Origin of the sequence: Enterococcus sp. LJL51, from assembly GCF_049894025.1 — a bacterium.
Lineage (GTDB): Bacteria > Bacillota > Bacilli > Lactobacillales > Enterococcaceae > Enterococcus_L.
The window spans coordinates 140,766-163,347 of the sequence record NZ_JBNEQE010000006.1 but is presented as its reverse complement, the minus strand read 5'-3'; the positions used below and the strand labels follow the sequence as shown (position 1 = coordinate 163,347).

Genomic DNA, 22,582 nt, shown 5'->3' with positions numbered 1-22,582 from the left:
CTTGTCTATACCTGACATGTAAAAGATATACACGACACAAAAAAGCAGCTCCGATAAGTATTGGTGAAGACAGCTCTTTACTTAGCCATCCTTCCATATCTTTACCTGCTGCTCTACTTTTTTAAAATTCCGGCTGCCACGGTCCGTGCATGTTCTGATATTCTATATCCTGAACAATGCCATCCTCATCAAAGATTACTCCATGAACAGAACCGCCGAAAACGGCTCCGCCGTCAATCCCAATTTTGTTATCTGAAATCCATAAATCTGTCGTCTGCATATCTCCGTGAAGCATGGGTGTAATTGTATGACCGAAAACAATCGTCCGGCCAGTCTTATTTTTACCTCGATGGAAAGCATCTCTAATCCAGATAAAGTCCCGAGGACTGGTCTGATGCCAGTCTTTTTTTGTTAAATCAACGCCAGCATGAACAAAAACATAATTCCGCCATTCATAGTAAAGGGGACGCTTCACTAAAAAGTCTACTAAATCGGCATAACGACTACGAATCATCAGCGCGATTTCTGTTGGAGAATATTCTTCTGTAGCGCCTGTATGAAGAAGACTATCAATCGTTTCTTTGCCTCCATTGCGAACATACCCTTGATACCAGTCTTCCGGATTTTGTAAAAATTGAAGGAAATATTCCTCATGGTTTCCCCGAAGATAAACAGCCCCATATTCTTCTACAAGTCTTTTTCCAAGTAAAAAACTTTCTTTACTCTTTTTTCCGCGGTCATTTAGGTCACCAATCAAGACCAGCTGATGCCTTCTATCGTCATAGTAATTGATCAGCTGTTCAAATAAGTCAAATTCTCCATGAATATCACTGATTGCATAAACATATTTCTTCATGATCTTTCCTCCTAAACCTTGGAAAAACTTTTTCTATTTATAGTATACCTCAGAAACTCCTAAAAAATCATTGTTTTAGGTAAAATGACCACAAAAAAATAACGTTGGTTATTTATCGAAAAGGGAAGTAGGACATAAAGAAATTTTTAACTCTTTCTACTCCTAAAAATCGAATAACTGGTGGTCTAAAAGCTGCCTCTTCGGAAATAAACCGGCGATACTGAAAATATGAAGAGTTATTTTCAGTATCGTCCGGCATCTTTTTAGCTGTTTGTACGAGCCGTTTGAACCTTCTGCTTATGCTTCAAACATATGAAAAGTAATATATTCAAATAATTCTTGCGGTATTTCTAAATGACCAAAACGCAGTTTAGAACGGTACTCAGACCACAAAGGATAGTCACTAACTGCTTGAAGTGAAACTGGATATGGATTGGGTAAATAAGAGACATTTTTTCGAAACGGGAAAAAATTCGGCTTCATCTCTACCTGATAAGCACAGCCGGCTTTTATGGTACCTACCGCAATAAACTTCTGACAAGGTTCATTTCGTTTCAAGCTTTCCTTAGGTGCATAATAAATCAGCCAATCCCCTTCCTTCATTCTATTTAACGGGGCTTGTTTTCCGTGACACAGCTGACTGAATCCTCCTGCCACACCAATCTCCACGTGCTCCTTCGATGCTACTCCTAGCCAGTACCTCATTGATTTTTCCTCCTAAACAGCAATATCCTCCCGTGCCATCATTCCTTGGATGACGGTTGCCTTTTCAAATGAAATTTCATACACATCCAGCTGTGCTGTTCCCATATCGATAATTTCTTGATAAAACGGCATCTTAGCTACCCATTGCTCAGCCAGATCAAGCAGTGAGTATTCACTCTTTTCAGCGTGTCCCTCTAATACCCGTATGTGATTGTTTTCTTCTCCCGTGACAACTGTGGTAAAAGCAACTTTAGGATTTTTTTCGATTTCTTTTACCTTGTCACTTTCCTTAAATGTGGAAAAATAAACGACCTTGCGTTCTGAATCATAAAGAAAATTAACGATTCGAACATTTGGCTGTCCATAAACACTTGTTGCTAAAGCAATCTCCATTTGAGTTTCCATCATTTCTTCATATTTTTCTCTGACTTTCATTTTTCCGCCTCCATAAGCTTATTCTCTAGGACTTATTTGAAATTTGGGGCTAGTAGATTTTACTAAAACAGAAGTAATTTGTATGATGCATCGACTTCCTTTAGCTCTGTCATCTGCTGCTTTTTCCTACACAAAACATTTACTGCTAAACTTTTTTTCAAACATATCCTAGTACAAATTTAGTTTATCAAACAAACCTTGACAACTATTTGTCAGGGTTCTATTATTTTAATTGAGGAGTGTGAAAAAAGATGAAAAATGAACGTCTGCTGGCAATCACTATGTTGCTGCTGGAACAAAAACAAATCAGTGCACCTAAATTAGCAGAACGCTTTGAGGTCTCTGTTCGAACTATCTATCGAGATGTTGACTCTTTGGGACAAGCGGGAATCCCCATAACAACAATTCCCGGCAGCAAAGGCGGAATTCGAATAATGGAAAACTACAAAATCGATCAGCGCTTCTTTACTTCTTCTGAGCTGGTTTCTCTCATGATTAGCCTAGCCAGCTTGAATAACCACATCAATATGAAGCAAACACAATACACTCTTGAAAAGTTAAAATCATTGATTCCGCAAAAAATGGAAGAGGAAATTGCACTGAAAACCGATCAGCTGATTATTGATTTAACTCCTTGGATCCGAGGAGAACTTTCCCGTAATACCATCGAAGCTATCCAACTATGTCTAGACAAAAATCAAATTTTGTCTATTGCTTATGAGAATAGATCTGGTCAGTACTCTACAAGAAAATTAGAGCCCTATCGGTTGATTCTGAAAGAAGCCAGCTGGTACACACAAGCATATTGTTTGGAAAAACAGGATTTCCGTATCTTTAAACTATCCAGAATGAAAAATGTTATTGTAACAGAGGATACCTTTGTCCCGAGAGCTGCTCCTCCTGCTGCACTGGGCAAAAATACCATTAAAGAAGCAGACTTTACTACGATTTTTCTTGAAGTTGACTACTCTGTAAAGGACCAGCTTCTAGAGCGATTTCCTGATTTAATATTCAACAAAAAAAAGAATAGTGATTACTTTGATGTTACCTTTCCTTATTTTATACCCGATGATTTTGGCTATCATCTCCTTTTAGGCTTTGGCAATCGATGTATATGTCACGGTCCCGCATTTGTTCGTGAAGAACTTGCTCAGCGTGTCCGACAAATGCTGACGCAGTATGAATAAGACTGTTCTAATTATAAAAAAAGAGCTGTACTAGTTGTCAAATTGACAATCCAGTACAGCTCTTAATTTTTAACCAGCACTCTATTGATAGAAGCTGTCTCTCTTCGATTTATTCAACTATTTCTTTTTCTTACCGCCAAAAGCATCTTTCATTTTATCGAAAAAACCTTCTTCTTGCTGCTCACTAATTTCTTGTCCGCCTGCCTTAGCGAAAGAACGAAGGGCGTTCCGTTGTTCCTCACTAAGATTTTTTGGTGTAATTAGTTTCACCTTCACATGCTGATCGCCATTTGCTCCGCCCCGTAAACGAGGTGCTCCTTTTCCACGTAAGCGGAAGTTGGTTCCAGTTTGTGTACCGGCAGGAATTTTTAATTTCACATCTCCATGAACAGTAGGTACCTGTACCTCATCACCTAGTGCAGCCTGCACAAAGCTTAACGGCATTTCATAGTAAATTTCAGCACCATCCCTGTCGAAAATATTACTTTCCTCCACATGAAAGACAACATACAAATCGCCATAAGGTCCGCCATTCATTCCAGCTTCCCCCTGATTAGCCAGGCGCATTTGTTGACCATCTTCCACACCAGCAGGAACTTTAACCTTCACGTGATGTGCTTTCTTCTCATGTCCAGAGCCATGACAGGTTGGACATGGGTCCTTAATTTCTTTTCCGGTTCCGCGACAGACATCACATGTTTGACGGCTCATAACTCGTCCTAATGGAGTTTGACGTTCTACATTGATTGAACCAGAGCCATGACATTTGTGACAGGTTTCCGGTTGTGTTCCCGGCTTAGCCCCATTCCCATGACAAGTGCCGCAAACATCTTCACGTTTATATTTGATTTCTTTTTCTATACCGAAAATCGCTTCTTCAAATTTTAACTGAATGGTATATTGAAGATCCGATCCTTGTCTTGGTGCAGTCGGATCAACAGTACGTCCACCACCGCCGCCAAAGAATGAATCGAAGATATCTTCAAATCCGCCAAAGCTGCTGCCGCTGAAGCCACCGCCGCCAAAACCACCAAAGCCGCCGGCACCGCCATAATTCGGGTCAGTACCTGCATGACCATATTGATCATACGCCGCTTTCTTTTGAGGGTCGCTTAAAACCTCATATGCTTCAGAAATTTCTTTAAACTTATCTTCGGCATCTGCTTCCTTATTAATATCTGGGTGATACTGCTTAGATAGTTTACGGTACGCTTTTTTTATTTCATCATCTGAAGCCCCTTTAGACAGCCCCAGTACCTCATAATAATCTCGTTTTGTAGCCATTGGTTTCCCTCCAACTTGTATTTCCCTTGAGTATAGATACACCTTAGCCATCATCACTCAAAACTTGAATAGTTGACAATCAGAAGCAGTGTGATCAGAAACAAAGGTTTTGCTTATAGAGAATTCGGCGTCACATCAGACACATACATGCAAAAAATATCTGGTTTATTCCCGCCTGTTTTCTCCGCACTGACTGCCTTTTTTAGTCTTTTACAACAAAAGCACCGTTGTAATCATACCATAATTCAAGTAAAACCTAAATACATTTATGTAAAATCAACATTGGCAGTGTCCTTTTTGATTATCAGAAAATTATTTTTCTCTCTACAATAAACGGCGGGACAGAAGCAGTTTCCGGCTTCTGTCCCGACCTCTTTCCTGACTTCTTTTTAGGCAGTCTGCTTATTGTTCGTCTTTGTCGACTTCTTCAAAGTCTGCATCAACAACATCATCTGCGCCGCCTTGAGCTGCTTCCGGATTTTCCTGTGCTTGTTGCTGAGCTGCCTGCTCATACAATTTAACTGTTAGATTTTGAACGATTTCGTTTAATGAATCACGTTTAGCTTTCATTTGTTCGATATCATTTGCTTCTACAGCTGCTTTCAGTTCATCACGAGCATCTTCTGCTTTTTTCACTTCATCCGCATCAACTTTACCTTCAAGTTCTTTCAATGTTTTGTCTACAGTGAACAGCAAAGCGTCTACGTCATTACGAAGATCTACTTCTTCTTTACGTTGTTTATCTGCTTCCGCATTTGATTCAGCATCCTTCACCATGCGTTCGATTTCATCGTCTGATAAACCTGAAGAAGATTTAATTGTAATTGTTTGTTCTTTTTGTGTTCCTAAATCTTTCGCACGTACGTTCACGATACCGTTCTTATCGATATCAAAGCTTACTTCGATTTGCGGTACACCGCGAGGAGCAGCTGGAATATCTGTCAATTGGAATCTTCCTAATGTTTTATTGTCTGCCGCCATTGGACGTTCACCTTGCAGTACATGAATATCTACTGCCGGCTGGTTATCTGCTGCGGTAGAAAATACTTGAGATTTACTTGTTGGAATCGTTGTGTTGCGGTCAATCAGCTTCGTAAATACGCCGCCCATTGTTTCAATACCTAGTGATAAAGGAGTCACGTCTAATAGTACAACGTCCTTCACATCACCAGTGATAACGCCCCCTTGAATAGCCGCACCCATTGCCACTACTTCATCCGGGTTCACAGATTTATTTGGTTCTTTATTCGTTTCTTTACGAACTGCTTCAACAACCGCTGGAATACGAGTTGAACCACCAACTAAAATCACTTCATCAATATCAGAAGCGTTCAATGCTGCATCCTTTAATGCCTGACGTACAGGAATTTTTGTCCGTTCTACTAAATCAGCAGTTAGCTCATCAAATTTTGCACGAGTCAAGTTCATTTCTAAGTGAAGCGGACCTGCATCTCCGGCTGTAATAAACGGTAAGCTGATTTGTGTACTTGTAACACCTGATAAATCTTTTTTCGCTTTTTCAGCAGCATCTTTCAAACGCTGCAATGCCATTTTATCCTGACCTAAGTCGATACCGTTTTCTTTCTTGAATTCCGCAACCATATGATCAATGATTTTGTTATCGAAATCATCCCCACCTAAGTTGTTGTCTCCAGAAGTAGATAATACATCAAAGACACCATCGCCTAACTCAAGGATGGAAACGTCAAATGTACCGCCGCCCAAGTCAAATACTAGAATTTTTTCATCTTTATCTGTTTTGTCCAAACCATAAGCCAATGCTGCTGCTGTTGGTTCATTGACAATCCGTTCAACTTCCAACCCGGCAATTTTACCAGCATCTTTAGTTGCCTGACGTTGTGCATCGTTGAAATATGCTGGAACAGTAATAACTGCTTTATCTACTTTTTCACCTAGGTAGTCTTCTGCAAAACCTTTTAGATATTGCAGAATCATTGCAGAAATTTCCTGAGGCGTATAAGATTTACCTTCAGCTTCCACTTTAAAGCCAGCTTCACCCATGTGGCGTTTAATTGAAGCGATTGTATGAGGATTTGTCACTGCCTGACGCTTAGCAACTTCCCCTACTTGAATTTCTCCATTTTTAAAAGATACAACAGAAGGTGTTGTACGGTTTCCTTCTGGATTCGCAATAATCTTTGCTTCTCCGCCTTCTAATACAGCAACTGCTGAGTTTGTTGTTCCTAAGTCAATACCAATTATTTTACTCATGTTTATTTCTCCTATCTTCTATTTTAATTTTAAAATTGAATGTGCTTATTTTATTTATTGAGAAACGACTACCATGCTGGCGCGCAGAACACGATCCTGTAGCTTATAGCCCTTTTGCAGAACCTCTACAATTGTGTCTGAAGCAACACCATCATCAGCCGGAACTGTCTGAACTGCTTGATGAAGATTCGGATCGAAAGACTCTCCCTGTGCCGGTATTTCTTCGATTCCTTCTTCTTTCAAGGCAAAGATCATGCTTTCATAAACCATCTCGATGCCCTTTTTCAGGCTTGCGCCTTGTTCATCGTCGACTTCAATCGCCATTGCCCGTTCTAAATTATCTAGAGCCGGCAATAATTTTTTCCCTAAATCCTGTGATCTGTAACGAACCAGCAGCTCTCGTTCATTTTTAAAACGATTGCTCATATTAGCAATTTCTGCACGGGCCCGCAGGAACTTATCTTCCATTTCATTAAGCTCGTTCTTTAGTGTTTCTGTTTCTGTCAGTTCAGGTTCTGTGTTTTCCGAAGCTGTTTCTTCTACTTGATCCTGAAGCTCTTCTTTTTCTTCTTTGTTCAATCCAGCAACTTCCCTTCCCGTTTCGTAGATTCAATTTATCTTTAAGAATATCACCAAAGCGCTATCCATCAAGAAATCGATAGTAAGAGCCTAACTGTGAAGCCAGCTCATTTCTAAATACATCAACTAGACTAAATATTTTAGAATACGGCATACTTGCCGGTCCCAGTAATGCGATAGTTCCTTTGCCATGTCCGATAACTTCATAGGTTGCCGTAATCATGCTCATGCTTTTCAGTAAATCGTTGCCGATTTCCGAACCGATTTTAAAGCTAATTGGTCTTGCAGCTGTTTCAGTCATTTCCAGCAGATTGGTCAGCGCTTCTGTGTTATTCATAAAAGAATAAACTGATTTTAACTGACTGTGATCCATACTAACGCCAAAATCCAGCAGATTCAAACGACCGCTCACATAAACCTTCTCTTCAAAAATGTGCCCCAGCATCGTGTCGAAAAGATTCATCATCCCTTCAGGCGTTTGGAAATACCTGTGCAGAATCATTGGAATCTCTGTGCGTAAACGATGGTAAACGGTCAGCAAAGGCTGCCCAACAAGCTTTTCGTTGATAATATTAGTCATTTTTTCTAAATCTTCTTTGGAAACAGTGTTTGGGATAGCAAATACCTGACTCTCGACATTTCCTTTGTCAGTAACAATGATAGCAATAACCTGCCGATCATTCAAAGGAACCATCCGAAATCCTGTTAATTTTCTTTCCTTAACCTCCGGCCCCAAAGAAAACGCTGTATAGCTGGTTAGCTCAGATAAGATTTTCGCAGATTGTTCAATGATATCATTAATCTCCCGAAACTCTGAGCCAAAGGACTGGCGAATACTATTTAATTCTCCCGGTTCTACCTCAGCTGGTTTCAGCAGGTAATCAACATAATAGCGATAGCCGTTCATAGACGGAACCCTTCCAGAAGAAGAATGGGTTTTAAGCAGCAATCCCTGCTCCTCTAAAGCTTTCATATCATTTCGAATTGTGGCAGAACTGGACTTGATTCCATCCTCCATCAATTTTTTCGAACCTACAGGTGTCCCCGTAGTTGTGTACTGCTGGATGATAAGTCTCAAGATTTCTTTTTGTCTTTCAGTAATCATAATACCACCCTCCATTAGCACTCCTATCTAATGAGTGCTAATACAATTATTAATATAGCAAGTTCTATCATGATTGTCAAGAAAAAAACAGCAATTTTTAGCACTCTTTATAACCGAGTGCTAAAAATTGCTATAGTTTTCTTTTTTCTTGTTATTAAGCATCCAAAAGGAAGGATTCAAAGACTTCATTTCCAATATATAGTCCTTTTTCACTGAGGCGAAGTGCCTCTGCTGTTTCAACTAATAATCCCTTATTGATTAGTGAAGGAATAACTTCCCCGTAAACTGTCGTTATGTCAATGCCAAACTTTTCTACAAAACGCTTTTTGTTTACACCGCTTAGCTTTCTTAGTCCCAGAAACATTTCTTCTTCAATTTGATTGTTCTTAGTTAAATGTTCAGTTTCTAATACTGGCAGACGATTTTCACGCAAGGGTTTTAAATAATGCTGAATGGGTCCGTAATTACGGTAACGATTGTCTCCCAGATAACCACTGGCTCCAGCACCAAATCCATAATAATGTTCATTATTCCAATACACAAGATTGTGTTGGCTCTCTTTTCCCTTCAACGCAAAATTGCTGACCTCGTACTGTTGTCTGTTCGTCTGCGCCATTTTTTTGATTGTCTCTTCAAACATCCCTGCTTCCGCATCCTCATCAGGAAGAGTCAGCCTTCCTTGTCTCACCCAATTCATAAACATCGTTTTATTTTCCAATATCAGTGAATACAATGAATAATGAGGGAGGTCTAAATCAATTGCCCGCTGAAGTGTATCCTGGAAGCTGGCAAGCGTCTGCCCTGGCAACGCATAAATTAAATCAATACTAACATTCTCAAATGCCTCTTTGTCTAAAAAGTCCATTGTCTGGTAGACATCAGCTGCGGTATGTTTTCTACCAATTTTTTTCAGCAGTTGATCGTCGAAGGTCTGAACCCCCATTGATAGACGGTTTACACCATAATTCTTCATTACTTTCAGCTTCTCTCGACTTAAATCTCCCGGATTTGCTTCTACTGTAAACTCGTTGCAGTCATCAAAAGGAAGCAGCTCCCTCACACCAAACAGCAAGCGGTCCAGCTGTTCTGCACTTAGCGATGTTGGTGTTCCGCCGCCTATATAGATTGTTTCCATCTTTTTTCGAGGGGATTGCGCCAATGTCAGACGAATCTCTTTTAGCAGCGCTTCAATATATTCATCTACCGGCTGACCTTCCAGAAAAACTTTATTGAAGTCGCAATAGTAGCAGATATGCTCACAGAATGGTATGTGAATGTAAGCTGAAATTTTGCTGTTGTTTCTTAAATCATTGTTTATCGTCATTCTATTCATTTTCCTTCCAAAAACCAAAATCACACAATATTAACACCATGGAAACCATTAGAAAAAATTCACTTGTATCATCGTTCAAATTTTAATCATTTCTAGCGCCCTTCGGTTGCTTTTCAAGCTTAAGCCGCCAGTTAAACACTGGATGTTTCCGTCTATTTTAGCATATTATCCGCATAGGTTATAGAGAGTCTGTTTGGCATCTTTCAGTTCTATTTTTTATCATGGTAGGTTAGTGCCATCTGGATACAGATAATCAGAGTATCTATTGGCAACACTTCTTGAGGATTCAGTACAATAGCTCTGTTTTTTGAAAAGCTGAGTGAATCGGAAAACCTGCATATTCAATCGTTTCAATGTCTCTGAAAATTGTTCGCTTAGAAACGCCGAAACGTGCAGCCAGCTCAGAAGCGGAAATAACATCATTTTCTAAAAGTAAAATAATGATTGATAAAACACGCTCAATTTTCTTCATTTTCTATCAACTTTCTGCTAAAAGCAGTACCTCTTCCCCCTGATTCTGCAAGGTGGTCACATGCATCGTGCCCCACTGACACAATCCATCCAAAACAATTTCCAGTGTTTCTCCATATGGACTCAATGAGTATTCTACTTTTGGCGGTACCTGATTGTATGATTTTCGTTTGACAATATTATCCAATTCTAATTCACGCAGCTGCTGAGTCAGCATTTTCTGACTAATTCCCGGAATTTTACGCTGCAAGTCGCTTGGACGCAATGCACCATGACGCAAATTACATAAAATAATCGGTTTCCATTTCCCGCCAATAACCTCCATCGCAGCTTCAACACCAATATTATAAATTTTTTGTTTCATTTTTTCGCTCCAATCCTTCTAGTTTCACAATTGATACTTTTTTGTTAGTATAGCACAAAAAAGTCGGTACTATCCTTTTGGATAATTCCGTTATATAGTAATTTCAGAAAAAGCTTGAGGAGGAAAATCAATGATTCATTCATTAGAAGAAAAAATAATAGTAAACAATGGAAGCCAAATTCCCGGGTTAGGCTTAGGGGTTTTTCAAATACCTGATGAAGAAACAGAAGCAGTGGTTTCTGAAGGAATTCTTCAAGGCTACCGCCTGATTGACACTGCTCAAATTTACGGAAACGAAGCTGGTACAGGCGCTGGAATAAAAAAAGGAATGGCAGCAGCAAATATAGCAAGGGAAGAACTATTTGTGACTTCCAAGCTTTGGAATAATCACTTATCCTATGACGAAACAATAACTGCTTTTGAAAATAGTTTGTCACTTCTAGGGCTGGACTACCTTGATTTATACCTGATTCACTGGCCTGGAACAGATGCATTTGAGACATCCTGGAAAGCATTGGAGGACCTATACAAAGCTGGAAAAGTTAAGGCTATCGGCGTCAGCAATTTTCAGATTCAGCATTTAGAAAAGCTGCTAAGTTTCGCAACCGTTCTACCTGTCATCAATCAAATTGAGCTGCATCCAAAATTGAACCAGCAGAAATTACGGGATTTTTGTAAACAGCATAATACCCATATTCAGGCTTGGTCACCATTGATGCAGGGCAGAATATTAAATGACCCCCTCCTACAAAAGATTGGGGCAGCTCACCAGCGTTCCAGCGCACAAATAGTTTTGCGTTGGGCTGTTCAACAGGATATTCTGCTGGTAGTAAAATCTGTGCAGTCTGCTCGGATGAAAAGTAATGCACAGCTGTTTGATTTTGAATTATCTGATGAAGAGATGGTGGCAATAACTAATTTGAACGAAAATCTACGCGTCGGACCAGATCCCGATACGTTTGACTTTTAAAGGAGGTTTTTATTATGGAGATGAATGTAGCTAAAAAAACTGCTCTTGTTACTGGTTCCACCAAAGGAATTGGAAAAGCCATCGCTATTGAGCTGGCACGCGAAGGAGCAGATGTGATTATTAACGGACGAGATAAAGTTCAGGTGATGCATGCTGTTGAGGAGATTAAGCAGCTGTTTCCAGAAACTGACCCACATGGGGCCCCAGCTGATTTAGAAAAATTAGAAGAACGTGAGAAGCTTTTCAATACCTTTCCTAAAGTAGATATTTTAGTTAACAACATGGGTATTTTTCAGCCAATGGATTATTGGGCTATCACCGATGATATTTGGGAACATTTTTTCAAGGTTAATGTCTTAGCCGGTAATGCTCTAGCCAACCATTATTTACCAGCTATGCTGAAACAGGATTTCGGACGAATTATTTTTATCGCCAGCGAAGAGGCCTTGATGCCGTCAGGAGAAATGGCCCAGTACAGTATGACGAAGACAATGAATCTATCCTTAGCAAAAAGCTTATCGAAGCTGACCGTAGGTACTCATGTAACGGTAAATACGATTATGCCTGGCTCTACTTTGACTGAAGGTGTTCAGAAAATGCTTGAGGACATGTACCAGGATAGCAGTCTTCCTTCAGATGAATGGGAACATGATTTTATGAAAAACCATCGTCCTCTTTCACAGATTCAGCGGCTGATTCGTCCTGAAGAAATCGGTCGGTTGGCCGTTTTTGTTGCCAGCCCGTATGCCTCATCTTTTTCCGGCTCTGCTTTACGTGCAGATGGCGGCTTAATCCCTACGATTTATTAGCTATTTATGAAAAGATAAGAAAGCAGTTCCCAGCCTGTGATTTGTAAAAAACGTTCAAATTAAATGCAATTAGAGGCTACACTGCTAAAGTTGAGAAACTAATTATCACGAATATACAAAAGACAGGTTGAACATGAGATCTAAAACGTCTTATACTCAACCTGTCCTTAATTAAGAGTGCGCATCAATTAGAAGCACTGACTCTCTCACCAATAGGATTCTTCTCTTGCCAACTGCAGTTATGCAAGAGTCGCTTTAACTATAGCTTGCTGCTTTATTTCACTTTTTCCTTTTTGCAAAATAATCCGCAGTATCCTGCTCATCCTGCTTCAGTTGGCTAATTAAGGCGTCTGCCCCATTGAATTTGACCTGATCACGCAGATAGTGGTCCCAGCGGACAGTAACCTGCTCACCATAGATGTCTTTATGAAAATCTAAAATATAGACTTCTACTGTTAACTCCCTACCTTCACCAAATGTATCATTATGCCCAATGGATCCCATTCCGGCATACCACTGATTACCAATTTTAATCCGAGTAGCATAAACGCCGATTCGAGGTAGTCTAACAATACTTTTCACTTGAATATTCGCAGTAGGAAAACCAAGTTGTCTTCCCCGTGCATCTCCATGAACAACTGTTCCTTCAGTTTCATACACATACCCTAATAGCTCAGTAACCTCTTCCATATTACCATCATCCATCATTTCCCGAATACGTGTGGAACTAATTTTCAGCCCCTCCAGCTCTTCCTTCTGAACAGTAACAACATCGAACCGCCCCTTGGCATATTCAGGAAAATGAGCAACATCAGCAATATCCTTAGGTCCGTAAGTATAGTCAAACCCGGATACTGCAACTTTTCCATGCAGCGCTACAATATATTGATCAACAAATTCCTGTGGAGGCAGCTTTGCAAATGCAGAGGTGAAGTCAATAATATAAAGAATGTCTACGCCTAGCGCTTCCATGTGTTCTTCTTTTTGTTTTAAACTGGTCAGGTACTTCATAGATGCCGGCTCAATTTTTTGAAATACAATTGAAGGATGTTGATTAAAAGTCATCACTGCGAGCTTCAGCCCTTTTTCTTCGGCAATTTTTTTGCCGGTTTCGATAACCTTCTGATGTCCTTTGTGCACGCCGTCAAAAAAACCCAGAACCATCACCACATCCTCGTTTGGAATTTCTTTTGGATCGTAGGGATGGCGGATTGAAACGATTTTCATAATTCAAAACTTCTTTCTTTAATTATTTCTCAATACCTTGCTCGGCTTTAAAAGATGAGATTTTTCCTCATGCTGTTTATATAAGCTTACCACCAAATCATGGTGATAGAGGGCAATTAGTTCTGCCGGCATATCAGTGATGCCCAACTCTTTCATCGTCAAAAATACGCCATTCCGTACTTTATTATACTGTTCGTCCGTTAAATAAAACGCAGGAAAGTCTTTAACTGCTGTTTCAATAGGTAGTAACACCTGATTAATTTCTCCGGCCTCCATTTTCTCTGCCACTTCTGCTAATGTCAGACACTGATCCTGTCTCAAACCACCACTCGCTGTTCTAACTAACTCAGACATATGAGCGGGTACGCCTAATAAAGTACCTGTATCAACTGAAAGAGTACGTACATAAGTCCCTTTTCCGCAGACCACTTTGAAACGCCAAGACTGCGTTCCTTTCTCCTTATCTAACTGCGGCGTACTAGTTCGTTCAAATGAATGAATCAGCGCCGTTCTTTTAGGTCGTTCAACTTCCTCACCATTTCGGGCATAGTCATACAATCGCCGCCCGTTCACTTTAACAGCAGAATACATCGGTGGGATTTGAGTGATTTCTCCTAGCATCTGTTCCATCGCCCAGTCGATTTTCTCAACAGGAAAAGGTGTGGTAATGCTTTTTTGCTCAACCACATCTCCGCTGGCATCTTCAGTTGTTGTAGAGATTCCTAAGGTAATCTCTCCTTCATACGTTTTTCCTGAATCAACCATATATTCAATTACCTTTGTTCCTTTACCAATACAAATGGGTAAGACACCAGAGACATCAGGGTCTAGTGTGCCTCCATGACCAATTTTTTTGGTATGCAGAATTTTTCTTAGCTTAAAGACACAGTCATGACTGGTCATTCCGCTTTCCTTCCATAAAGGCAGGATTCCATCCATCTTATTTCCTCCATTTTCGTACTAACCAGATTATTATAGCATAGAACGATTTCAGTTTACACGCCGCAAATCTGTACGCAATGATTCCTCACCTGCCTATAAGTGTCTGAAAAATATAATAACACAATCATAATCTTTTATTTTGTGTTATAGCTAACTTCAGTCAATAGAATGTAAACAGGTGCAAACACCTCTTGATGTCTAAAAATACCTACAACCTACTCTAAAAAAGCAAAGACCTTACCATACAAATGTATGTAATAAAGTCTCTGCCTGTGTCTTATTGATTAGAGTTTTTCTTGGCTTTTCTTGCAGTTCTTGTTTGCTGTCGACGATCTACTTTTCGTTTCTGCTTATTGCTGGCAGAAATCGCACGATCAATTTTTTTCTTATAGCCTGGTTTAATCTTTTTCTTTTTCTTCTTTACTAGGCCAATCAGCGTAGGATCTAACTCATCTTTTGATTTTACACGTTTCGTCCGACGATTACGATCATAGGTATCCACAATCTCACCGTCTTTGATTTCCTTAGGATAAAACTTTATCCCAAGTTTCTCAACCTGAGCAATAAGTAAATCATCGGAAGGATCATAAAGTGTTATCGCAGTTCCATCCAGACCATTTCTTCCTGTTCTACCAACGCGATGAATAAAGAAATCCAGTTCTGAAGGCACTTCTGCATTGATGACATGAGAAACTCCCTCAATGTCAATGCCCCGTGCGGCTAAATCTGTTGCTACTACATATTGGAACTCCAGATTTTGAACTTGGCGCATCACGCGTTTTCGTTCTCTCGGCGTAATATCTCCGTGAATTTTGGCTGTTTTTAGCCCTTGCTTTTTCAAATAATCCGCAATTTCATCCACACGTTGCTTAGTGTTAGCAAATACAATTGCCAGATAAGGATGACCAACTGTCAGCAGCTGATAAATCAAACGATTTTTATCCTTACCTTTGGTAGATATCAGCCAGTTGTCAATAGTATCAGAAATAACCGTCTTCGGTTTAATATGTTCAACAACTGGATTTTCCATATACTTCTTCAAAAAAGGCTTTAGCTTTTCAGGAATTGTGGCTGAAAACACCAGCATTTGCAGCTTATCAGGCAAACGTCCCGCAATATGATCTACTTCCTCAAGGAAGCCCATGTCCAATGTCATATCCGCTTCATCTACTACAAAAGCAAACGCCGTATGGACCTTCAGTGCTTGTTCATTAATCATATCCAAAATCCGGCCAGGCGTACCTATTACAATATGGGGTTGTTGATTCCCCAGTTTATTAAGCTGACGCTGCTTATCTGTTCCGCCAACAAAGTTTGTAACACGGATTTCCGGCGAACTAAATTGTGCAATTTGACTTGCCTCTCCATAAATCTGACCAGCCAGTTCACGGCTAGGAGCAGTAATAACTATCTGTACTTCATCCCGTGCTGCATCAACTTTATCCATTAAAGGCAACAGAAAGGTATGCGTCTTTCCGCTTCCAGTTTGTGATTGTCCAATCACATTTTTTCCTTTTTTAATCACAGGGATTAGCTTTTCCTGAACTTCAGTTGGTGCTTTAAATCCTTTATCCTCTAAGGCCTTCATAATAAAAGGCTGAAATTGTTCAAAGGAGCTCACTTGCCCACCTCTTTTCTTTTAATTACTAGTAAGTCCTCAAGCATTATACCACAAAAGTCATTCAGACTCTCCGCTTTTTCTGAACTTTTCTTCTCTAGCGATGGTACTGGCAGTATACGTATGGCTGGCTCTTTCATAAAATAGCCTTCTGTTTTTCTTGAAAAAGGCATAGCCGATATTTAGAAAGAATAGTAAAAAAAGCAGTCCACAAAACAAGGTAAGTATGAATGAAATCAACTGAAGCATACGATTATTTGAATTTAGCCATTGCGCTGAACTGCTGAGATAAAGCGAGATTAACCCAAATACATAATAGAAATAGCCATATCTCAAGATTAACGAGCGAAAACGAACACTACTGCCATCTTCTGAAACGATTCTGATTTTAACAATTTTTTTCCCAAGCGTTTGACCATTCGCTACGGCAGGTAAAACCATAAATACAAGAAAAACCATCAAGAAGTACCAGAAACGGCTTCCAGAAAACTGTACTTGATTATCCCAAATACGATAGCTCGGAATGAGCCTCAGTATAATATTAATGCAGCCTTCAAGAATAAAAATGCTTATCCAGTCAATCGTAAAAGCAACAAATCTTCTAAACAGCGTCACCTGCTGTCCTTTCTTATAAGCCGCTTCATCAATTTCCGCTCTTGTCGGCAGTAAAAAGGTGAATAACGGTGTAAACAGAAAGCCAATCATTCCGCCTAAAGTATTGTTCATTAAATCATTGACATCTGCTAAACGATACGGTCTAGGATAGATAAAATATAGCCCGCTCAATTGTGTCAGTTCAAAAAATAATGATAACAAAAAACTATATAAAACAACTTTTTTGAAGGTTAACCCGAAATAGTACCTTAAATACATACCAAAAGGAACTAAAAGTAAAATATTAAAAACAGGCTCTAGTACAACTCCCTGTTTGAGTGCCGGCAGATAGGTTGATGGCTCTCCTATAACCAGCTTCGTTTGATCTAAAAATCGGACAACCGTATAAAATGGCCGCAGTTCAATAATCTGACTTGTGTATTTTGCTACCTCCTCACGGGATGGTAGTGGTAAAATAACTAAAAAATAGGCACATAAAAGATAAAAAATGAATGAATATAGAATAACTGCCCGTCTAAATAAAAATGTACCGTATTTTCGATATTCATAAATGATAAAAATAAATGAAATAGCAAATGCTAAAAATGGAAAAGTATAGATTGCTGTCTGAATCGGTCCTTCATATGCTGCCATCTTGTCGCCTCCTTTACACTTAATTCTAAGTCTAATCAAAAAACAACTATTTGTCATGTCAGGCGAATGCTTTTTAAAGAAAATATTTTTTGAAAACTAAACGATTTACAGTTATTATATAGATAAATCTTATTGAACAGGTATATGAAGCTAAACTACAGCTATCTATCGAAACACATACTATCCGTTATGGAAATCAGATTCAAAACATGATACTTGTTTTATCCAGCGAGTTACTTTTCAATTGTTCTGAAAAAACAAACGCTAATTTTGATTTTAGACTTTGCTTTTTTTGAAATTTAGTTTTGCTTTTGTATTTATGATAATTTCTAACAAAAAGAAGGAGGGAAATTATATGCTGAACGGGTATTTTGCATTCGGTGTGCCAGTGTTTCTAATTGTTTTATATATCTTTTTTGAATGGATTAGACTAAAAACCCATGTTCATTATTATATAGGTTTTATTCTTTTACTCATCTCATCATTTATGACTGTTTTTAGTTTTCAAGTTATGCAGGAATTCTGGGCATCTAATGCAAAATCAGATGTTCAACTGGGCTACTCTCCGAATATCCTTTGGTTTCCTCTTATTCTCGGTATGCTTTTAATTATCCTTAACTGCGGACGTGGTTTGAAACGAATTTATGCTTTTGAACAGGAACGTAAGCAGACTCACAAAGAGAATGATTAATCTAAGCTACAATAAAAATAGGAAGTTAAACCCCATACTTTTGTTTCCACGACTAAACAGCTATTTCCCTAATAAAGAAGCATTCAGCAGATTATTGACCGCTGAATGCTTCTTTATTATTTATATATTAAATTGTATAGTTTCTTTGAACAATTTTTTCATAAAATGCTCTTACATCTTTTTTTAGTAATGGTGCCTGCAAATAATCTTGTCCAATAAAATCAATATGATCCCAGCCTTTAATAACTGGTTCTACATACCAAATTCCTGGTTCCATTTGATTATCCGCAACTTTACTCTTTTGTGTGAAAGGAGCTTTTGCCGAAATAACTGGTACAAGTCCATCATTCGCTCGCCATTCCACTGTTCCTGTTTTCCCAAGAATTGATGAAGGAATTGTAAACAGAGGAGACATTGTAATAAATGGTAAATAATTACTACTAATCCCTGATTTATAAGTAGCATCTCCAGCAAAAGAGAAGTAATATACATCTTCAGCAAGATTTGTCATTTGGTTAATTGTATCTGAACCAGCTACAGTTAAATCATGAAGGGCAATATCTTGACTATTATTCCAAACATTACTGCTCAATACCCGCTTCATATAGTCCTTGTTGCTTTCTCCAGTGCGCTGACGCAGCCCCCATTGATCTAATTTGAAATCATATGGAATCTTACTTTTACTACTTCCGGTTGCAGCTGCCAAACTATAGATAAGATCACTAATTAGTGGTTTAGCAACATCTGCGATTTTCGTCCCATTATGTGGGGTTCCCAAGGTCGTAATACTGTGAACCCAATTTTTATTTCCTTGAAACAGTTCTGATACATCTGTTCCATTGGCTGCGGCATAACTTTGTTCTTCCGCGGATCCTTCCCGCAGCAGCGTTTCCAGCACTCGACTGGTTTGCCCTCCTTGGCTATGTCCTATTAAATGGATTTTGTGCTGACCATCCCATTGAGGATAAATTCCAGGAAATGTTCGTCCATATCGGTCATGACCATGCTTTTGAGCATGAGCAGCACCATAGTCTACTGTTCCTCCTTTAATATAATAGTACAGCTCTACAGCACGATCCCAGTTACTTCCAAACGGACTAACAATAGCTTCCAAACTAGTATAGCCTTTCGCATTCAAATCCCCTAAAATATTAGAAAATCCACCCCAATAAGTAATTGGGAAAGGTTTCAGCTCATCTGGACCAAAACCAACCAATCCATGGACAAAAACATGCGGATCCTTATTTTCTCCATGTACTTCTTCAGTTTGAAAAAAACCAATACCTAAAAATAGACAAACTCCTACAATAAAATAATACAAATGTTTCTTTTTCATTTTTTTCCCCCTAAAAAATATTTGAATGCCAAAAAACATCCTACTTATTATTATAATATTTATACAACAAATAAGAAACATATTTTTGTAATATTTTTTTAATTTTCAAATAAAATGACAAAAAAGAGTTTGGGACATAAGTAAATGCCCGAACTCTTCTTTCTCTAAAATCCGAATAAACGGCGTTCCAAAAGTAGCTCTCTCGGAAATAAGCCGAACTATCTCAAAAATATGAAAAGCTATTTTCGGATAATTCGTCTTATTTCTCGGAGCTAAACACTTTTGTCTCGACCTCTATGCTTTTATTCTCTTATGCTTTTTTTACAAACTCAGATTTTAGCTTCATTGGTCCAAAGCCATCCACTTTACAATCAATATTATGACCATCTGCACTTTCAACTAAACGAATATTTTTCACTTTAGTCCCCTGCTTGATTGCTCCGCTGGCACCCTTGACTTTTAAATCCTTAATCACGGTTACTGTATCTCCATCCGCTAAAGGATTGCCATTTGAGTCCTTCACACTAAAACCAGTATCTTCTCCTGCCTCTGTGGGACTCCATTCATGGCTGCATTCCGGACAAATCATCATTCCCCGATCTTCATACGTGTAAGCTGACCCGCATTCCGGGCAATTTGGTAAAGTTTCCATGTTCTTTCTCCTTTAATCATTAATAATTGACAATGTTCTTTCCGAAAAAATGCGCTTATGTATATCGGAAAAATACTTCCTTCGAAATTGAATGTCTGTTATATTTTAGCCTACTTCCTTTCAAAAGAAAAGACTCTCCAGCAGAAACAGGAGTATCAGCAGCTCTAACAAAAAGGTTAACTCTCCTGAAAAAAACTATCAGCAAAATTAACCTTGATCAAGCATATCATCATCTTATCCTATAAATTCTCGACAAGCCGCTTGAATTTCCTTATAAATTTCATTGACCTCTTCCATGTTTCTAGCATTTGCTCCACTTGCAAGAGGATGTCCGCCACCATGATGGCGTTTGGCAATCTCGTTAATTACTGGACCTTTAGAACGCAGCCGTACTCGATAATAGCCTTCCGGCTGCTGAACAAAAATGGCCCAGGCCAGCACGACATCCACCACTCCTGGAAGTGCAACAATTGCAGCTGTTTCAGAATCCACAATTCCATATTCAGTCAATAATTGTTGAGAAATAATTACCTTGCCAGCCCCATATTTATCTACATCAAGTCCTTGATAGACAGAACCGGCAAGCTTCGCTACAGCCATCGAAATTTGTTCCAGTTCCCGGTTAAGTGCTGACGCATCAAAGGAATAGTTCCGTAATACTGCAGCAACTTCCAACGTATGGGAAGTTGTTGCTGGATAAAGAAAACGTCCCGTATCCCCAACAATGCCAGCATACAGCAAGCGAGCAGCCTCGTCAGACAAGCGCAGTTCGTTGGAGAATGCCAGATAAAAATCCATAATCATTTCACTACAGCTACTGGCACTTGTATCAACCCAAACTAAATCGCCATATGGTTCGTCATTGGGATGATGATCTATTTTAATCAACTTTTCCCCTAATTTGTAGCGCTCATCGCTAATTCTTGGTGAATTGGCAGTATCCGTCACTATGACCAAAGCTCCTTGATACAGCTCATCCCCAAACTCATTCATTTCAGCTAAAAACTCTAAACCCTCTACTGATCCGCCAGCCTGATAAACAGTCTTTTCAGGAAAGCTTTGCCGCAGCAGTTCGGCCAAGCCGACCTGAGATCCAATCGCATCAGGGTCTGGCCGCTGATGTCGATGGATAATTATTGTTTTATATTTCTTAATCATTAACAGGATTTCTTTCTGCACACTCATTGACATTTTCCTCCTACGAACGTTCCATAACCTGACAAACCACAATTGCTTTAGCAACTAAGGCATTTTCCAGGTAAATTTCTACATCCAGCTTCGCTGAACGCCTGCCCAGCTCTAAAATCCTCGGGCGAATAGATAAATCACTTTCCAGTTGAATTAATCGTAAATAGTGAAGATTAATTTGTTCGATTAGAACATTTCTTTTTTGATTGATAATCATGGTTCTCTGGGTCACATTTGAAACGATTTCGCTCAGTACGCCAAAAGAGATAGTTCCCACACCATTAACCATTTGAGGGGTTACATGGAATTTGAACTCCGGAGCTTCCATTTTTCCTTTTTCTTCAGTCTGATCCTCAACAATCAGAATCTCTCCAGAAATCTGATCAGAAATCGTATCCGCAATCTGGGTCTGCCTTTGCACCAGCTGCATGGCCTTCATCACATCCTGACGTGAAACTAGACCAACTAAAGAAAAGTCATCGGCAACGACTGGCATAACCTCTAAGCCATCCCAAATCATCTGGTGGCTCACACTAGCCACACTCATTGTTTTCTTCACTACAATGGGTTCTTTTGTCATCACCTTATCAATCGTAGCTGTGTCACTCTTACCAATCACGTCTTTGGCTGTAATGATTCCAACCAGCCGCATATTTTTATTCACAACCGGAAACCGGGAATGACTGGTCTCTTCTGACAGAAGCTGATAATCTGTAATGGTATTAGAAATACTTAAATAGTTTGTTTTTTCCAGAGTTGTATAAATATCGCTAACCAACATAATATCTTTTTTAATCAGCTGGTCGCTAAGTGCCCGGTTAATCATTGTCGCTACTGTAAATGTGTCATACGTTGTCCGCAAAACCGGCATCTCCAGCTTATCTGCCAGTGCTGCTATCTCATGGTCTGTATCAAATCCGCCTGTAATCAAAACTGCTGCACCGTTTTCCAGCGCCAGCTTTTGTACTTCATGTCTATTTCCCACAATCATTAGCGAGCCTGGTGTAATATAGCGGGTCATTGCACTTTTGGTCATTGCCCCAATCACAAACTTATTCAATACCTTGTCTAGTCCAGCAGCGCCGCCTAGTACATCTCCCTCGATAATCCGAACTACTTCACCAAACGTCAGTTTTTCAATATGTTTTTTCAGCTTCCGTTCAATCCGGATGGTCCCCACACGTTGAATTGTCGAAACTAACCCAATATTTTCTGCATCTTTAATGGCTCTATAAGCCGTTCCTTCACTTACACCTAAATTTTTTGCAATACTACGAACAGAAATCCGGTCTCCAATCGGCAAACCTTCAATATGCTGCAATATTTGATCATGTTTCGTCGCCATAGTAG

Annotated in this window: 22 protein-coding genes; 4 read left to right on the top strand and 18 right to left on the bottom strand. The window is 39.3% G+C overall.

Annotated features, from left to right (window positions below; genetic code table 11):
• Nucleotides 1-121: 121 nt before the first annotated feature.
• The 3 genes from ACPWSO_RS08355 to ACPWSO_RS08345 all read right to left on the bottom strand — a co-directional run bounded on the left by ACPWSO_RS08355 (nt 122) and on the right by ACPWSO_RS08345 (nt 1,996).
• On the bottom strand, nt 122-856 hold the full coding sequence (locus ACPWSO_RS08355) for a metallophosphoesterase (RefSeq protein ID WP_426082457.1): 735 nt from the start codon (nt 854-856) through the stop codon (nt 122-124).
• A gap of 297 nt (nt 857-1,153) precedes the next feature.
• Nucleotides 1,154-1,561 carry an EVE domain-containing protein gene (locus ACPWSO_RS08350; protein ID WP_426082456.1) on the bottom strand — a complete coding sequence of 136 codons (408 nt, stop codon included), beginning with the start codon at nt 1,559-1,561 and terminating at the stop codon, nt 1,154-1,156.
• 12 nt (nt 1,562-1,573) lie between these two features.
• A complete protein-coding gene (locus ACPWSO_RS08345) occupies nt 1,574-1,996 on the bottom strand; it encodes a pyridoxamine 5'-phosphate oxidase family protein (protein ID WP_426082455.1) in 423 nt (140 codons plus the stop codon).
• A 251-nt stretch (nt 1,997-2,247) separates the two neighbouring features.
• On the opposite strand from ACPWSO_RS08345, the gene ACPWSO_RS08340 reads away from it, so the two are divergent.
• The gene (locus ACPWSO_RS08340; RefSeq protein WP_426082454.1) at nt 2,248-3,183 is read left to right on the top strand and encodes a helix-turn-helix transcriptional regulator; all 936 of its coding nucleotides are present in this window, start codon (nt 2,248-2,250) and stop codon (nt 3,181-3,183) included.
• 117 nt (nt 3,184-3,300) lie between these two features.
• Here the strand turns inward: ACPWSO_RS08340 and dnaJ are convergent, their stop codons facing one another.
• From dnaJ to ACPWSO_RS08305, 7 genes are all read right to left on the bottom strand, one after another.
• Nucleotides 3,301-4,467 (bottom strand): molecular chaperone DnaJ, encoded by a 1,167-nt coding sequence (gene dnaJ, locus ACPWSO_RS08335; RefSeq protein ID WP_426082453.1) that lies wholly within the window; start codon nt 4,465-4,467, stop codon nt 3,301-3,303.
• A gap of 402 nt (nt 4,468-4,869) precedes the next feature.
• Complete coding sequence (dnaK, locus tag ACPWSO_RS08330; RefSeq protein ID WP_426082452.1) at nt 4,870-6,699, bottom strand: molecular chaperone DnaK; 1,830 nt, start codon at nt 6,697-6,699, stop codon at nt 4,870-4,872.
• A gap of 54 nt (nt 6,700-6,753) precedes the next feature.
• A complete protein-coding gene (grpE, locus tag ACPWSO_RS08325; RefSeq protein WP_426082450.1) occupies nt 6,754-7,278 on the bottom strand; it encodes a nucleotide exchange factor GrpE in 525 nt (174 codons plus the stop codon).
• Nucleotides 7,279-7,339: 61 nt separating this feature from the next.
• Nucleotides 7,340-8,383 carry a heat-inducible transcriptional repressor HrcA gene (gene hrcA, locus ACPWSO_RS08320; RefSeq protein WP_426082449.1) on the bottom strand — a complete coding sequence of 348 codons (1,044 nt, stop codon included), beginning with the start codon at nt 8,381-8,383 and terminating at the stop codon, nt 7,340-7,342.
• A gap of 154 nt (nt 8,384-8,537) precedes the next feature.
• Nucleotides 8,538-9,707: a radical SAM family heme chaperone HemW gene (hemW, locus tag ACPWSO_RS08315; protein WP_426082498.1), complete on the bottom strand. Its 1,170-nt coding sequence runs from the start codon at nt 9,705-9,707 to the stop codon at nt 8,538-8,540.
• 295 nt (nt 9,708-10,002) lie between these two features.
• Nucleotides 10,003-10,188 (bottom strand): helix-turn-helix transcriptional regulator, encoded by a 186-nt coding sequence (locus tag ACPWSO_RS08310; protein WP_426082448.1) that lies wholly within the window; start codon nt 10,186-10,188, stop codon nt 10,003-10,005.
• 6 nt (nt 10,189-10,194) lie between these two features.
• Entirely contained in the window at nt 10,195-10,551 is a 357-nt protein-coding gene (locus ACPWSO_RS08305; RefSeq protein WP_426082447.1) for a winged helix-turn-helix transcriptional regulator, read from the bottom strand.
• Nucleotides 10,552-10,681: 130 nt separating this feature from the next.
• Here ACPWSO_RS08305 and ACPWSO_RS08300 point away from each other — a divergent pair, with 130 nt between their 5' ends.
• Both ACPWSO_RS08300 and ACPWSO_RS08295 read left to right on the top strand, forming a co-directional pair.
• Nucleotides 10,682-11,521 (top strand): aldo/keto reductase, encoded by an 840-nt coding sequence (locus tag ACPWSO_RS08300; RefSeq protein ID WP_426082446.1) that lies wholly within the window; start codon nt 10,682-10,684, stop codon nt 11,519-11,521.
• 14 nt (nt 11,522-11,535) lie between these two features.
• A complete protein-coding gene (locus ACPWSO_RS08295) occupies nt 11,536-12,330 on the top strand; it encodes an SDR family NAD(P)-dependent oxidoreductase (protein ID WP_426082445.1) in 795 nt (264 codons plus the stop codon).
• A 279-nt stretch (nt 12,331-12,609) separates the two neighbouring features.
• On the opposite strand, the gene ribF is transcribed toward ACPWSO_RS08295, so the two are convergent.
• The 4 genes from ribF to ACPWSO_RS08275 form a co-directional block, all read right to left on the bottom strand.
• Nucleotides 12,610-13,557, bottom strand: a complete 948-nt coding sequence (ribF, locus tag ACPWSO_RS08290; protein WP_426082444.1) for a riboflavin biosynthesis protein RibF — start codon at nt 13,555-13,557, stop codon at nt 12,610-12,612.
• Between the two features lie 18 nt (nt 13,558-13,575).
• Nucleotides 13,576-14,496 (bottom strand): tRNA pseudouridine(55) synthase TruB, encoded by a 921-nt coding sequence (gene truB / locus ACPWSO_RS08285; protein ID WP_426082443.1) that lies wholly within the window; start codon nt 14,494-14,496, stop codon nt 13,576-13,578.
• A gap of 280 nt (nt 14,497-14,776) precedes the next feature.
• Nucleotides 14,777-16,087 (bottom strand): DEAD/DEAH box helicase, encoded by a 1,311-nt coding sequence (locus tag ACPWSO_RS08280; RefSeq protein ID WP_426082496.1) that lies wholly within the window; start codon nt 16,085-16,087, stop codon nt 14,777-14,779.
• Between the two features lie 90 nt (nt 16,088-16,177).
• Entirely contained in the window at nt 16,178-17,365 is a 1,188-nt protein-coding gene (locus ACPWSO_RS08275) for a VanZ family protein (RefSeq protein WP_426082442.1), read from the bottom strand.
• Nucleotides 17,366-17,720: 355 nt separating this feature from the next.
• Here ACPWSO_RS08275 and ACPWSO_RS08270 point away from each other — a divergent pair, with 355 nt between their 5' ends.
• Nucleotides 17,721-18,056 carry a hypothetical protein gene (locus ACPWSO_RS08270; protein WP_426082440.1) on the top strand — a complete coding sequence of 112 codons (336 nt, stop codon included), beginning with the start codon at nt 17,721-17,723 and terminating at the stop codon, nt 18,054-18,056.
• A 127-nt stretch (nt 18,057-18,183) separates the two neighbouring features.
• On the opposite strand, the gene ACPWSO_RS08265 is transcribed toward ACPWSO_RS08270, so the two are convergent.
• The 4 genes from ACPWSO_RS08265 to ACPWSO_RS08250 form a co-directional block, all read right to left on the bottom strand.
• Nucleotides 18,184-19,392 carry an esterase/lipase family protein gene (locus tag ACPWSO_RS08265; RefSeq protein ID WP_426082438.1) on the bottom strand — a complete coding sequence of 403 codons (1,209 nt, stop codon included), beginning with the start codon at nt 19,390-19,392 and terminating at the stop codon, nt 18,184-18,186.
• Nucleotides 19,393-19,702: 310 nt separating this feature from the next.
• Nucleotides 19,703-20,044: a zinc ribbon domain-containing protein YjdM gene (locus tag ACPWSO_RS08260; RefSeq protein ID WP_426082437.1), complete on the bottom strand. Its 342-nt coding sequence runs from the start codon at nt 20,042-20,044 to the stop codon at nt 19,703-19,705.
• A gap of 234 nt (nt 20,045-20,278) precedes the next feature.
• Complete coding sequence (locus ACPWSO_RS08255; RefSeq protein WP_426082435.1) at nt 20,279-21,229, bottom strand: DHH family phosphoesterase; 951 nt, start codon at nt 21,227-21,229, stop codon at nt 20,279-20,281.
• A 13-nt stretch (nt 21,230-21,242) separates the two neighbouring features.
• A complete protein-coding gene (locus tag ACPWSO_RS08250) occupies nt 21,243-22,577 on the bottom strand; it encodes a DRTGG domain-containing protein (protein ID WP_426082433.1) in 1,335 nt (444 codons plus the stop codon).
• Between the last annotated feature and the right edge of the window lie 5 nt (nt 22,578-22,582).